This window comes from Mycolicibacterium brumae, from assembly GCF_025215495.1.
Taxonomy (GTDB): Bacteria; Actinomycetota; Actinomycetes; order Mycobacteriales; family Mycobacteriaceae; genus Mycobacterium; species Mycobacterium brumae.
In genome coordinates, this window is sequence record NZ_CP104302.1 from 299,084 (window position 1) to 312,430 (window position 13,347).

Below are 13,347 nucleotides of genomic sequence, written 5' to 3' on the forward strand. Positions count from 1 at the left end.
GGTTTGCGCGACCCGGGGCGCCGTGCAAGATTGGCCGCAGGGGAAACGGACCGCCCCGCCCGGGCGATATACCCATCGGGCCGCGCGACGGGCCTGTATATAAGGCCTAACAGATAATGAGGGAGCGGCTTCGGCCGTCACCAGCAGGAGAGCGTAGGAGCAGTTGGCTGGCAAGAGCGCGCAGAGCACGCGCGGGGGCAATGGCGTCCGGCGACTCGTGATCGTCGAGTCTCCGACGAAAGCCAAGAAGATCGCGGGATACCTCGGCCCGAACTACATCGTGGAGTCCTCCCGCGGGCACATCCGTGACCTGCCCCGCAACGCCGCCGACGTGCCCGCCAAATACAAGACGGAGTCCTGGGCCCGCCTCGGGGTGAACGTCGACTCCGATTTCGAGCCGCTCTACATCGTCAGCCCGGACAAGAAGGGCACCGTCAGCGAGCTCAAGAGCCTGCTCAAGGACGTCGACGAGCTCTACCTCGCCACCGACGGCGACCGCGAAGGCGAGGCCATCGCCTGGCACCTGCTGGAAACCCTCAAACCCCGGGTTCCGGTCAAGCGGATGGTGTTCCACGAGATCACCGAGCCCGCGATCCTGGCCGCCGCGGAGAACCCCCGCGATCTGGACATCGACCTGGTCGACGCCCAGGAGACCCGCCGCATCGTGGACCGTCTGTACGGCTACGAGGTGTCCCCGGTGCTGTGGAAGAAGGTCGCGCCGAAGCTGTCGGCGGGCCGGGTGCAGTCGGTCGCGACGCGCATCATCGTGCAGCGCGAGCGGGAGCGGATGGCGTTCCGCAGCGCCGGCTACTGGGACATCGTCGCCGAACTGGACGCCTCGGTGTCCGATCCGCAGGCCAGCCCGCCGGTGTTCACCGCGCGGCTGGTCGGCGTCGACGGGCTGCGAGTGGCGACCGGGCGTGACTTCGACTCCCTCGGCGCGGTGAAGAAGCCTGCCGAGGTGGTAGTGCTCGACGAGTCCGGGGCCCGCGGTCTGGTCGACGGGCTCTCCGGCGCGACGCTGTCGGTGTCCTCGGTCGAGGAGAAGCCCTACACCCGTCGGCCGTACCCGCCGTTCATGACCTCGACGCTGCAGCAGGAGGCCGGGCGCAAGCTGCGGTTCTCCTCCGAGCGCACCATGAGCATCGCGCAGCGGCTGTACGAGAACGGCTACATCACCTACATGCGAACCGACTCGACGACGCTGTCGGAGTCGGCGATCAACGCGGCGCGCAACCAGGCCCGCCAGCTCTACGGCGAGCAGTACCTGCACCCGTCGCCGCGGCAGTACAACCGCAAGGTCAAGAACGCCCAGGAGGCGCACGAGGCGATCCGTCCGTCAGGTGACACCTTCGCCACCCCGGACGCGGTGCGCCGCGAGCTGGACTCCGACGAGCACCGGCTCTACGAGCTGATCTGGCAGCGCACCGTCGCCTCCCAGATGGCCGACGCGCGCGGCACCACGCTGAGCCTGCGGATCTCCGGGGCCGCGGCCGACGGCCGTGCGGTCACCTTCGCCGCCAGCGGTCGCACGCTGACCTTCGCCGGCTTCTTGAAGGCCTATGTGGAGACCGTCGACGAGTTGGCCGGCGGTGAGGCCGACGACGCCGAGTCCCGGCTGCCGCAGTTGCGCGAGGGCCAGGCCGTCGGCGCGAATCAGCTGACGCCGGACGGGCATTCGACGAATCCGCCGGCCCGTTACACCGAGGCGTCGCTGATCAAGGCGCTGGAGGATCTGGGCATCGGCCGGCCGTCGACGTACTCGTCGATCATCAAGACCATCCAGGACCGCGGCTACGTGTACAAGAAGGGCAGCGCGCTGGTGCCGTCCTGGGTCGCGTTCGCCGTAATCGGTTTGCTGGAGCAGCATTTCGCGCGCCTGGTGGATTACAACTTCACCGCCGCGATGGAGGACGAGCTCGACGCGATCGCCTCCGGTCTGGAGCGCCGCGGAAACTGGTTGCGCAACTTCTACTTTGGTGGCGACACCGGGGTGCAGGGTTCGGTGGCCCGCGAGGGCGGGCTGAAGAAGCTCGTCGGCGGCAACCTGGACGGCATCGACGCGCGAGAGATCAACTCCATCAAGCTGTTTGACGATTCCGAGGGCCGTGCCATCAATGTGCGCGTCGGCAACTACGGGCCGTATCTGGAGCGGATGGTGCTGGGCGACGACGGTGAGCCGACGCCGCAGCGGGCGAACCTCAACGATTCGCTGACGCCCGACGAGCTGACCCTGGAGCTGGCGGAGAAGCTGTTCGCCACCCCGCAGGACGGCCGCTCGCTGGGCGTGGACCCGGAGTCCGGACACGAGATCGTCGCCCGCGAAGGCCGGTACGGGCCGTACGTGACCGAGGTGCTGCCGGCGCCGGAGGATCCCGAGGACGGGGTCGGGGCGAAGAAGGCCAAGAAGCCGACCGGGCCGAAGCCGCGGACGGGTTCGCTGCTGCGCAGCATGGACCTGGAGACGGTGACGCTCGAGGACGCGTTGAAGCTGCTGTCGCTGCCGCGGGTGGTCGGTGTGGACCCGGACAACGGCGAGGAGATCACCGCGCAGAACGGCCGGTACGGGCCATATCTGAAGCGCGGCGCCGATTCTCGTTCGCTGGCCACCGAGGACCAGATCTTCACCGTGACGCTGGAGGAGGCGCTGAAGATCTACGCCGAGCCCAAGCGCCGCGGACGTCAGGGCGCGGCCACCCCGCCGCTGCGTGAGCTGGGGACCGATCCGGTGTCCGGCAAGCCGATGGTGATCAAGGATGGCCGGTTCGGTCCGTACGTGACCGATGGCGAGACCAACGCCAGCCTGCGCAAGGGTGACGAGGTCGCCTCGATCACCGACGCGCGGGCCTCGGAGCTGCTGGCCGATCGTCGGGCCCGCGGGCCGGCCAAGAAGACGACCCGCAAGGCGCCGGCGAAGAAGGCCGCCGCCAAGAAGACGGTCGCGAAGAAGACGCCGGCCAAGAAAGCCCCGGCCAAGCGGGCGGCGAAGAAGGCCTGAGCCCGGGGCCTGAGTCCCCGGCGGGCCTGGTGCCCGGCCGCGGCGCTGGCCCACCCGCGGCGCTGGCCTCACCAGCCTCGGCCGCCCCACCCGTCCCCGGCCAAAAGGCAATATCCGTGTGCCCGGCTCCGAGCGACACATTCTCGCCCCCAGCGACACCGTCTCACCCCGAGCGACAACCGCGGCGGGCTCCGCGGACCAGCGTGTGAGCGCGGTGCAGGCGTAGAGGCTGGTGGGCGTAGAATGGACGTCGCCTGCTGCGTTGAGCTTCAGGAAGTGAGCCCGAGACCCGGCCGGACGACCAGCAGGTCTGGCCTCACCACTGCCAGAGGTCGCGCCGGGGGACCGGCTGGCCGTCGGCGGATCTGATGCCGAGCTCTTCGTCGAGCGCTTCCATTTCGGCCTGGTGTTTCAGCTTCTGGACGCGCGCGATGATCCGGTACTCGGTGGACCGCGGGATGTACCCCTGCCCGTACAGTCCGCGACCGCGATGCTCGACGCGCCCGCGACGCACCTCCCACCGCAGCGCGTCGGAGATGGTTTTCGACGCCCGCCCGTCGACGGCGAAGCCGGCCATCAGCAGGTCGGCGCGCAGATCGGGGATGGTCACCGGCACCCTCGCCTCCGACACCAATCGGGTCAGCACGTACCGGAGCTCGATGCCGCGAAGGCGTTTCCTGGTCGTCATCTGCTGACTCTGGACCCCCGCGGTGGCGCCCGTGGTTCCGTCATCCACAGGCGGGAACGACGGGAACCCCTTCGCTGGGTTGTCGCTCCATAGTGGGATGCCACAGTGGTGAGGTGGGCAATGAACGCCGGTGGAACCACAACATCCACTACTACGACCTCGTGCTCGACGCCGCCCCCGCGCAGGCGCGCACCGCTCTCGACGTCGGAACCGGGGACGGGCTGCTCGCGGTCCGGCTGGCCGAGCGCATTCCCGAGGTCACCGGAATCGACGCCGACGCCGACATCCTCGCCCGCGCGCAACCCGGCGCCGACGTGAGCGGGCAACCCGGCGCCGACGCGAACGTCTCCTGGATCCTCGGCGACGTCCTCACCGAGCCCCTGCCCGAGGCGCACTACGACGTGGTCGCCGCGGTCGCGACGGTCCACCATTTCCCGGAGCTCACGGCCGGCTTACGGCGCCTCGCCGACCTCACCGCCCCCGGCGGCGTCCTCGTCGTGATCGGGCTCGCGCGCAACTCCACGCTCTCTGACCTGGTGTACGACGCCGTCGGCGCGGTGCAGCACCGGATCTACGCGCGCACGCGTGGCTTCTGGCAGCACAACGCCCCGGTGCAGATGCGGTTCCCGCACACCTACGCCGAGGTCGAGCAGATCGCAGCGACGGTGTTGCCCGGCATGACGTGGCGTCGCCTGCCGCTGTGGCGGTACGCCATCACCTGGCACAAACCGGAGTAGGCGGCCGGGTCCGCTTGGATCTCGCGCTGGGCGCGGGGCTGGCGAAAAGATGCCCGGAGGAGAAGGGAGGGGGCGGACTTGGGCGCCTGTCGTCGCCTTGGGATTGCGGTGGGAAACCGGGCCGGGCCGCCTTGCGTTGGGGAGGGCGCTGGATCCCACGGGGTGGCGGTCGCGGGATGCGAGGACCGTGGTTGAACCGGGCGGTGGCCGCCAGCGGTGTCGCTCACGGTGAGACGGTGTCGCTGGGGGTGAGAAAGCGTCGCTCATAGGCGGGCAAAGAGAGATTGCCTTTTGCTCAGGGGCTGGTGGTGCGCGTGTGGAGGCTGGTACGCAGGGTGCGAACTCGCAAGAGGCGGGCAACGCCGGCACGAAGCCCCTCTACTTCAACCCCTCGCTCACCTCGTCGGTCAGCTGGGAGATGTCCTCGCGCTCCACCTCGTCGGAGCTGGCCAGCACCCGCGGCCGGGCCAGCTGGGTCGCCTCGGTGCGCCCGCGCAGCTGCACGATCTCCCCGACGTCCCAGGCCAGCGCCTCGGTGCCATCGGCGTCGGATACCGCCGTCGAGGACGCCAGCACCCGCCCCGGCTCCACCTTCGCCAGCTCGGTCAGCCGCGCGGCCTCATTCACCGGGTCGCCGATCACCGTGTACTCGAAGCGGGCCTGTGCGCCGATGTGCCCGGCGATCGCCCGGCCGGCGGACACGCCGATCCCGAACTCGTCGCCCAGCAGCGGCAGCAGGTTGTCGTGCAGCTCCCGCGCCGAGGCCAGCGCCGCGCCGGAGGCGTCCGGGTGCTCGATCGGCGCCCCGAAAATACACAGCGCCGCGTCGCCCTGGAACTTGTTGACGAACCCGCCGTGCACGTCGACCGTGTCGACCACCACCCGGAAGAACTCGTTGAGCAGCGTCACCACCTCGCCCGGCGGGCGGGTGGCCGCCAGGTGCGTCGACCCGACCAGGTCCACGAACAACACCGCCACGTAGCGCTCCTGCCCGCCCAGCTCGGTGCCGCGCTCCAGGGCGCGTCGGGCCACGTCCTCGCCCACGTAGCGGCCGAACAGGTCCCGCAGCCGCTGCCGCTCGGCCAGGTCGCGGACCATGTCGTTGAAGCCCGCCTGCAGCATGCCCAGCTCGGAGGCGTCATAAATCTGCATGTGCGCGTTGTAGTTGCCGCGCTGCACTTCCCCGAGCGCCCAGCGCAGCTGGCGCAGCGGGTCGGCGATCGACATCGCCACCAGGATGGTGCCGGTGAGCCCGACGATCAGCGCGGTCACCGTCAGCAGCAGGATCGGCACGAACAACTGCTCGGCCGTCGCGTCCAGGATGTGGGTTTTGCTGGCCACGATCGCCATCAGGATCGTCAGCACCGGAACCCCGGTGGACAGGATCCAGGTCAGCAGCAGCCGCTGCAGCACCCCGGGGGCGTGGAAGGCGTTCGGCGAGCCCCCGCGCAGCGCCGCCACCGCCACCGGCCGCAGCACCCGCTCGGACTGCAGGTAGCCGATGATCGACGTCGCCGTCGCGCCCAACGCGGTGGCCACGGCCAGCACCGGGGCCATGCTCGAATCGACCGGCCAGGTCACCGAGATGAACACCACGCCGCCGATCAACCAGTTCACCGCGGCGATCGCGGTCCGGTAGATCGGCATCCGCAGCGCCCGGGATCGGGCCAGTTCGGTGCCCTCCGGATCGGGGTCTACCAGCAGCGCGTCGCGGCGTTGCCATCGGAACACCGGGGCGAGTAGCCACAGGCTCAGCGCCGCGCCCACCGTGAACGCCACGAGCAGGTACGCCAGGAAGAACCACAGGTTGGTCGCCGGCAGGTCCTGCAGCAGCAGCCGGTCCTCCGGCGGCAGCCCGAAACGTAGGAAGCCCAGCACGAACAGCGCGCCGATGATGTCGGCCTGCAGCATGCTCAGCGTGAACACCGGCCACGGTGTGCGCACCACCCAGCGCATGAAAGCGCTCACCCTCGCGGGGTTGAAGCGGCCGGGACTCACCGCTAAACCGTAGCTGTCGTGAGGGTTGCCCGGAGTCGTTGGACGCAGTTTTGTGGCCGGATCGCGGTGTCACGGCGACGGGCTACCCTTGCCGTGATGTCCCGAGTGTTTGCGCGTCTGGTCGGCCAGCACGCCGTCGAAGCCGAGCTGACGGCGGCGGCCGTCGCCGCCCGCGACATCTCGCAAAACAGCGACAGCGCCGGCTCCTCCATGACGCACGCCTGGCTGATCACCGGCCCGCCCGGATCGGGCCGCTCGGTGGCCGCGCAGTGCTTCGCCGCCGCGCTGCAATGTGCCTCCGACGGCGTCCCGGGCTGCGGGGAGTGCCGAGCCTGCACCACCACCATGGCCGGCACCCACGCCGACGTCCGCCGCGTGGTGCCCGAGGGCCTGTCCATCGCAGTCGCCGAGATGCGGGCCATCGTGCAGACCGCGTCGCGGCGCCCGGCCACCGGCCGCTGGCAGGTCGTCGTGGTCGAAGACGCCGACCGGCTCACCGAAGGCGCCGCCAACGCGCTGCTGAAAGTCGTCGAGGAACCCCCGGCGCAGACGGTGTTCCTGCTGTGCGCCCCGTCGGTGGATCCCGAGGACATCGCCGTCACCCTGCGCTCACGGTGCCGGCACGTCGCGCTGACCACCCCGTCGGCCAAGTCGATCGCCCAGGTCCTGATGGACAACGACGGCCTGCCCGCCGACGACGCGCAGTGGGCGGCCTCGGTGTGCGGCGGGCACGTCGGCCGGGCCCGCCGGCTGGCCACCGACCCCGAAGCCCGGGAACGACGGCAGCGCGCGCTGGGCCTGGCCCGCGACGCCGCCACCCCCACCCGCGCCTACGCGGCCGCCGAAGCGCTGGTCAAGGCCGCCGAGGACGAGTCGAAGGCGCTCACCGGGGACCGCAACGACGCCGAGACGGAGGAACTGCGCACCGCGCTCGGCGCCGGCGGCACCGGCAAAGGCGCGGCCGGCGCGATGCGCGGGGCCGCCGGTGCGCTCAAGGATTTGGAGAAGCGGCAGAAGTCGCGGGCCACCCGGGCCTCCCGGGACGCCCTGGATCGGGCGCTGATGGATCTGGGCGCGTACTTCCGGGACGCGCTGATGCTGTCCTCGGGGGCGACGAGGGTGACGGCGAATCACCCCGACATGGCCGAGCAGGCCGCGTCGCTGGCCCGGCACGCCCCGCCGGAGAAACTGCTGCGCTGCATCGAGGCGGTGCTGGACTGCCGGGAGGCGCTGGCCGCCAACGTCAAACCTAAGTTCGCCGTCGACGCGATGATCGCCACCGTGGGACAGGCGCTGCGCGAGGCGGGGTAGACTCTGCTGCGCCCGGTCACGGGCACGCCACCCTAGCTCAGTCGGTAGAGCAATTCACTCGTAATGAATAGGTCAGGGGTTCGATTCCCCTGGGTGGCTCCACGCGTGTATGACTACTGCGGTGCTACCGCAGTAGTATCGTGGTATGAAGCTCAGTGTCAGCCTGTCGGATGACGATGTCGCCGTCCTGGACGCCTATGTCAAGAAGTCGCAGTTGCCGTCGCGCTCGGCGGGGTTGCAGCGAGCGGTGCAGATGCTGCGCCACCCCAACCTTGAAGACGACTACGAGCAGGCGTGGTCGGAATGGGCGGGTGATGACGCTTCTGAGGATTGGGATCGCGCCGTTGGCGACGGTGTGACCGATGCTCCGCGGTGAGGTGTGGCAGGTCGACCTCGATCCGGTACGGGGGAGCGAGGCGGACAAACGCCGGCCGGCGGTGATCGTCAGCAATGACCGCGCGAACGCGACGGCGGCGCGCCTGGGTCGCGGCGTTGTCACCGTGGTTCCGGTGACCAGCAACACCGACACCGTCTATCCGTTCCAAGTCCGGCTGTCGGCTCAGTCGGGACTGCCGGTGGAGTCGAAGGCGCAGGCCGAACAGGTCAGGTCAGTTTCGGTGCATCGATTGGTGCGCCGCCTTGGACACGTGTCGGCGGCCGAGGAGGCTGCGCTCGATGCTGCGCTAAAGCTCCACCTGGAGCTGTAGGCGCCTCGGGTCGGTCGTCGGCCACTTTCAGCGGGGCCGGCAACTACGCCTCGGTATCGGGCTTCAGCCCTTCAGGTCCAGCTCGCAGGCCCGTTTGGCGGCGCGCAGGCCGCGGCGTTCGTCGGGCCAGGGCACATCGCGCTTCACTCGGGCGTCGACGGGGCCGGTCAGCGCGCTGATCTCCCACTCGTCGGAGGTGTCGTTGACCTTGTCGATGCTGTAGATGCTGCCGCGGCCGTCGTCGGCGAACCAACTGTCCTTCCAGCCGAGTCGCCAGTCCAGACCCTTGCCCATTGCGAACACCGCAAACCCCCTCGCCTCTTACCGGGACATCGTGCCATGGCCCCTCGCGCGGGCCCGCAGCGCGAGGGCCCGCGCGGTGTTCGGATCGGACTGAGTCCAGATCTGGCGCGAGGCCCGCCGGCGCGGCTTGACTTCCCAGGGTGAGCGTCGTCGGGCAGTCCCCGGCCTCCGACGAGCGCATCTCGCCGGAGGCCCGAACTGCGTTGTGGGCCAGCCTGATCGGCCCGACGATCGAGTGGTACGACTTCTTCCTCTACGCGACCGCGGCCAGCCTGGTGTTCAACCAGGCGTTCTTCCCGCACCAGTCCAGCTTCGTCGGCACCCTGCTCGCGTTCGCGACGTTCGTGGTCGGGTTCGTGATCCGGCCGGTCGGCGGCTTCGTGTTCGGGCACTTCGGCGACCGGATCGGCCGCAAGAAGACGCTGGCGCTGACGATGTTCCTGGTGGGCGGCGCTGCCCGACGAGGAGTTCCTGGCGTGGGGCTGGCGGATCGCCTTCCTGCTGAGCATCGCGCTGGTGACCCTCGGCGTGGTGGTGCGGCTGCGGGTCGCCGAGACCCCGGCGTTCGAACAACTGCGTGACAGTGGCGATCGCGCCGCGGTCCCGGTGCTGGTCGCGGTGACGGTGGCCGCGCTGCTATGCCGTCTTCTGCGGGGTTCAGGCCACCCTGTACGCCTCGCTGCACCCGGCGCGGATCCGCTACACCGGGTTGTCGACGGTCTATCAGCTCTCCGGGGTGTACGCCAGTGGGCTGACCCCGCTGATCCTCACTGCGCTGCTGGGGGCCGGGGGCGGTTCGCCGTGGCTGGGCTGCGCGTATCTGGTCGCGGTGACCGGGGTCAGCGTGCTGGCCACCCGGGGGTTGCGGCCGTTGGCGGTGGAGACCGGCTGACCCGGTGTTGTCCGCCGGTGTGGTCACCGTGGGGCATGGACTCTGAGACGCGGCTGCTGCTGAGATTGGTCGCCTCACAACTCGGCTAGCGAGCGGGACCAGCAACCCGTCTGCGGCCATCGAACGCGCCAAAGCGAGTTCCAGAATCTCAGCTAACACTCAGGAAACCGGCAGGGATCAGTAGAGAACCAATTGACGGCTGTCAGACAGGTGTCAGGACGACGCCGGGACGAGCGCCGCGTGTGTCGTACCGGCTGGCGCTAGCCTGCGCATTTCGCAGTTCTGCCAGCTTGGAGGCGGTTGTGTCCGGGTTCGGCTGGCCGTTGCCACGGCCGGCCAACTTGCCTCGCGAGTAGCTAATGATTGTTCTTGCGGTCCAAAGTATCAACGCGAAACCGGCCATCGCGATCGCCACGGATGGAGTAACTTTCGGTACCGAAACTTAATTTTTACTGAGGGAGGGATTCCGGTGGCTAAGCATCGGCGTAGGGCAGTGAAGAAGACGGCGATCGCGGGGGTGGCGGTCGCTAGTGCGGTGAGTCTCGGGGCGGTCGCGAGCCCCGGCATGCCAGGTGCCATGGATCAGGCGGTCACGATGCAGCAGGTCCGTGAACTGAAGACGCAGATAGATCTGATGGCCACATCGAACCTGGTCAATATCGTCGGCGCGCCGTCCTGGCTGACCGGCATGCTGGGCGGTGCCGGCGAGGGCAGCGTGTTCATGGCAGGCGATACCAGCGCGAGTGACATCTACAACCTGCTCAACACCACCGATCCCAACCCGATTAAAGGTATTGGTGTCAACGGCGGAGTCTCCACAGATCCGACCTGGGTCCAGTGGGTCAGCGGAGTCGGCGCACCCAAGCCTGTTCCGTACTTGGAAGGTCAGCACCAGGAGCTGACCGACGAGTACAAGGCGGTCTACGACCCGGCCTACAACGGCGTGGTGGGCACCGCGTTGGACGAGGCTAAAGCAGAGGCATGGCAGAATGCCTATAACGCCAGCTATGATCCGGTTTATAATGCGTTGACTAGCGGCACTGCCTATCAGTCGGTCTATAACGTCGCGCTCACCGGTTATAAGGCAGATTACCTCAACGATCTGTATAAGCCCCAGTATGCGATGGGGATGCCGAAGTATAATGATGCGTACAACCCCGCCTATGACAGCACCTACAAGACGTCATCGAAATATTGCTTCGGAAACTCGACTTGCTTGAGATTGGCGAGGGAAGCTGCAGAAGCGGCTGGAGATCTGGCCGTCGCGGGTGCTCTCGCGAATGCGATTGCAAACCCAAGTGCAGCCGACGATGCAGCGGCGGACGCGTACGCCGGACCGAAGGCGAAGGCAGACGCCGACGCGACGATCGCCGATGCTGTTGTCAACGCAGATAAAGTCGCTAAATTGGCTGGCGATGCCGCAGCTGCGCTGGTTACCCCAGACGATGCCATGGACGCTGCCGGAAAAGCCGCGGGCGAGGCGGCCGTTGCCGAGGCCAACGCCAACCTTCCGGCCGACCAGCAGATCCAGCAGTGGAAGTGGGTGGATGATTGGGGTATCAAGTACGTCGTCGACTACAAGACCAGCGGTGCCTGGGTGACTCCGGCCATGTTCGACGAGTTGCCGAACGCCGCGAAGATCGCCTACGCCGCCGCTGTGATCTCTAATGGTGACCTTTCAGCTTTGGCGCCGTTCATTAACTGGACCGTTTACCTGCAGAACACGAATCTCGTCGGCTGGGATGACGGCAATATCGCCATTGGTGAGGGCTACCGCCAGTACATCGAAGCCGTCAAGGACGGGACTATCACTGCGGGCGAAGCGCAGACAGGACCCCGGAGCATTGATATCGGCGACTTGGTCATCACGAGCCAGGACGGCACTCTCGACTTGGGCACTGACCTCGGCGATATCTGGGACAAGATCCAGGCGGCTGTCACCACGGGAGAAGGAATCGGTTATCCGGATTCGGGGGATATCCCGACGGGGAACCCCGAGGGGACAGTCAAGGGTGGCGTCATTGACTTCACTCTCATCACCATGGTGATGCTGCGCAACCCCGGCCGTCCGAACGGCGGTCTCTACTCGCGGTTCGCGCCGGTCTACCAGGAGATCACCGGAATCAACCCGGTGACGCCGGCGGCCGAGTCGTTGAATTTGCCGAACGGGGCGACCGTCGCGGACTTCAGCAAGCTCGCCGACGGAAACTGGCAAGCCATCCTGAACGATTCCAGCGGTAAGAAGATGGTCCTCACGCTCAAGGCGGACGCCACCTGGGAATACGACATCAAGTCGGACGCCCCGGTGAATGCGAACCCGCTGGCATGGGCAAACTCGGCCGTGGCTTCGATGTTTGTGCTGACCGCGGCCAATGAGTTGCTGGGTGCGTCGCAGGGCAATGGTTCTGTCAGCGCCGTCTTCTACCAGGTGCCGAAGGGCGAGTACGACGAGGGAAGCTTCTACGCCACCGTCACCCAGGAAGGTCTTCCCCTCCTCGCGCCTATCCGACTGCCCGCCAACCTGATTGGCGCGGTCACGGGGGAGAGCATCAACACTCCGTTTGCGGATGCGATGGAGCCTCTGCTGAAGATTCTGATCAACACCAGCTACACCGACGTGGTGACGCCCGAGGATTTGGCCGAAGGTGGCAAGTACTACGGGTCTGACTACAACGCCTATGACCGGACGCTGCGCGAGATGCACCTCCCGACGCTGTTCGGGACGAACACGCTCAACCAGCGTGAGATCGCGCAGCTGCAAGGCGATCTCATCAAGGCCGTCGGGGCGGGCTTCGGTGGTGAGTTGACTGATGTGCTTCGTCAGTCCGCGAGCCGCCTGCTCGAAGCTCTGAACATCGCGCCGTCGGCTGACATCGACAACGTTCTCAAGGCGCCCGGCGACGCGATCACCTTCGTTGGCAATCAGATCGGTGGTGCGATCAGCGACGTGCTGGTGGGCCTCAACGATCAGCTGCCCGATGAGCTGCAACTCATCAAGACCGATGATGCTTCGCGAGCCGAGCAGCAGACCTTCCTGAAGAGCATCTACAAGCCGCTCGGCCAGGGCCTGAAGCCGGTGGCCGACGGTGCCGCGGTGCTCAACGAGGGCTTCACCCAACTCGACTCGGTGATCACCGGTGGACAGCTCACCAAGCTGCAGAAGGATCCGATCGGCTCGCTGATCACTGCCGGCGCTGATCTGCAGCAGGGCGGTGCCAAACTGCAGAAGAGCCTGACAAAGGCTCAGAAGGATGCCGACGATCTGGTGAAGGCGGTGACCTCCGGTGACCCGTCGAAGATCGGCAAGACCGTCAAGGAGAAGGCCGACTACCGCATCGACCGGGCCAGGAGGGACCTGGACAACGGCGTCGCGAAGGTCAAGGAGGCCGCCGGCAAGGTCAAGGAGGCTGTCAAGAAAGTCACCGACAAGGTGACCAAGAAGAGCGAGTAATCGACGACCTAGCAGTTGGTTCCGGATGGGCTCCCGCTTCGGCGGGAGCCCATCTGCGTTCGCGATTGGCAGCCGGATCGGCAGTGACGCGGGGGTGGGCGCTCATGCGGCACCGCTCCGGGTTCAGCTTGGAAGCGCCCAGACGATTCTCAGGTAGCTCTGACCTGAGTTAGGACATTCGTGTTTAGCAGGGGCGTTCGGTAGCGGTTGTGTGACGAAGTGGTAGCGCGGGCGCGGGGATCGGGTAGCGGTCCTCGCGCCC

At 67.5% G+C, this 13,347-nt stretch carries 9 protein-coding genes, 1 tRNA gene and 1 pseudogene; 8 read left to right on the forward strand and 3 right to left on the reverse strand.

Features of this window, described 5'->3' with window-relative positions; genetic code table 11:
- Positions 1-163 precede the first annotated feature (163 nt).
- Complete coding sequence (gene topA, locus L2Z93_RS01505; RefSeq protein WP_090588990.1) at positions 164-2,998, forward strand: type I DNA topoisomerase; 2,835 nt, start codon at positions 164-166, stop codon at positions 2,996-2,998.
- Between the two features lie 316 nt (positions 2,999-3,314).
- Here the strand turns inward: topA and L2Z93_RS01510 are convergent, their stop codons facing one another.
- Complete coding sequence (locus L2Z93_RS01510; RefSeq protein ID WP_234786129.1) at positions 3,315-3,686, reverse strand: hypothetical protein; 372 nt, start codon at positions 3,684-3,686, stop codon at positions 3,315-3,317.
- A 113-nt stretch (positions 3,687-3,799) separates the two neighbouring features.
- Here L2Z93_RS01510 and L2Z93_RS01515 point away from each other — a divergent pair, with 113 nt between their 5' ends.
- Entirely contained in the window at positions 3,800-4,423 is a 624-nt protein-coding gene (locus tag L2Z93_RS01515; protein WP_090588991.1) for a class I SAM-dependent methyltransferase, read from the forward strand.
- A gap of 378 nt (positions 4,424-4,801) precedes the next feature.
- Here L2Z93_RS01515 and L2Z93_RS01520 read toward each other — a convergent pair whose 3' ends face one another.
- The gene (locus tag L2Z93_RS01520; protein WP_090589005.1) at positions 4,802-6,379 is read right to left on the reverse strand and encodes an adenylate/guanylate cyclase domain-containing protein; all 1,578 of its coding nucleotides are present in this window, start codon (positions 6,377-6,379) and stop codon (positions 4,802-4,804) included.
- A gap of 138 nt (positions 6,380-6,517) precedes the next feature.
- On the opposite strand from L2Z93_RS01520, the gene L2Z93_RS01525 reads away from it, so the two are divergent.
- From L2Z93_RS01525 to L2Z93_RS01540, 4 genes are all read left to right on the forward strand, one after another.
- On the forward strand, positions 6,518-7,732 hold the full coding sequence (locus L2Z93_RS01525; RefSeq protein WP_090588992.1) for a DNA polymerase III subunit delta': 1,215 nt from the start codon (positions 6,518-6,520) through the stop codon (positions 7,730-7,732).
- A 26-nt stretch (positions 7,733-7,758) separates the two neighbouring features.
- A tRNA-Thr gene (locus L2Z93_RS01530) sits at positions 7,759-7,834 on the forward strand.
- A 43-nt stretch (positions 7,835-7,877) separates the two neighbouring features.
- Positions 7,878-8,108, forward strand: a complete 231-nt coding sequence (locus L2Z93_RS01535; RefSeq protein ID WP_090588993.1) for a ribbon-helix-helix domain-containing protein — start codon at positions 7,878-7,880, stop codon at positions 8,106-8,108.
- Complete coding sequence (locus tag L2Z93_RS01540) at positions 8,095-8,439, forward strand: type II toxin-antitoxin system PemK/MazF family toxin (protein ID WP_090588994.1); 345 nt, start codon at positions 8,095-8,097, stop codon at positions 8,437-8,439. The genes L2Z93_RS01535 and L2Z93_RS01540 overlap by 14 nt, the downstream gene beginning before the upstream one ends.
- Before the next feature lie 63 nt (positions 8,440-8,502).
- Here the strand turns inward: L2Z93_RS01540 and L2Z93_RS01545 are convergent, their stop codons facing one another.
- Positions 8,503-8,733, reverse strand: a complete 231-nt coding sequence (locus L2Z93_RS01545; RefSeq protein ID WP_090588995.1) for a hypothetical protein — start codon at positions 8,731-8,733, stop codon at positions 8,503-8,505.
- A 149-nt stretch (positions 8,734-8,882) separates the two neighbouring features.
- Between L2Z93_RS01545 and L2Z93_RS01550 the strand changes: the two are divergent.
- Positions 8,883-9,634, forward strand: a pseudogene (locus tag L2Z93_RS01550) (MFS transporter).
- Positions 9,635-10,127: 493 nt separating this feature from the next.
- A complete protein-coding gene (locus L2Z93_RS01555; protein ID WP_090588996.1) occupies positions 10,128-13,085 on the forward strand; it encodes a PE-PPE domain-containing protein in 2,958 nt (985 codons plus the stop codon).
- The last annotated feature ends 262 nt before the right edge of the window (positions 13,086-13,347 follow it).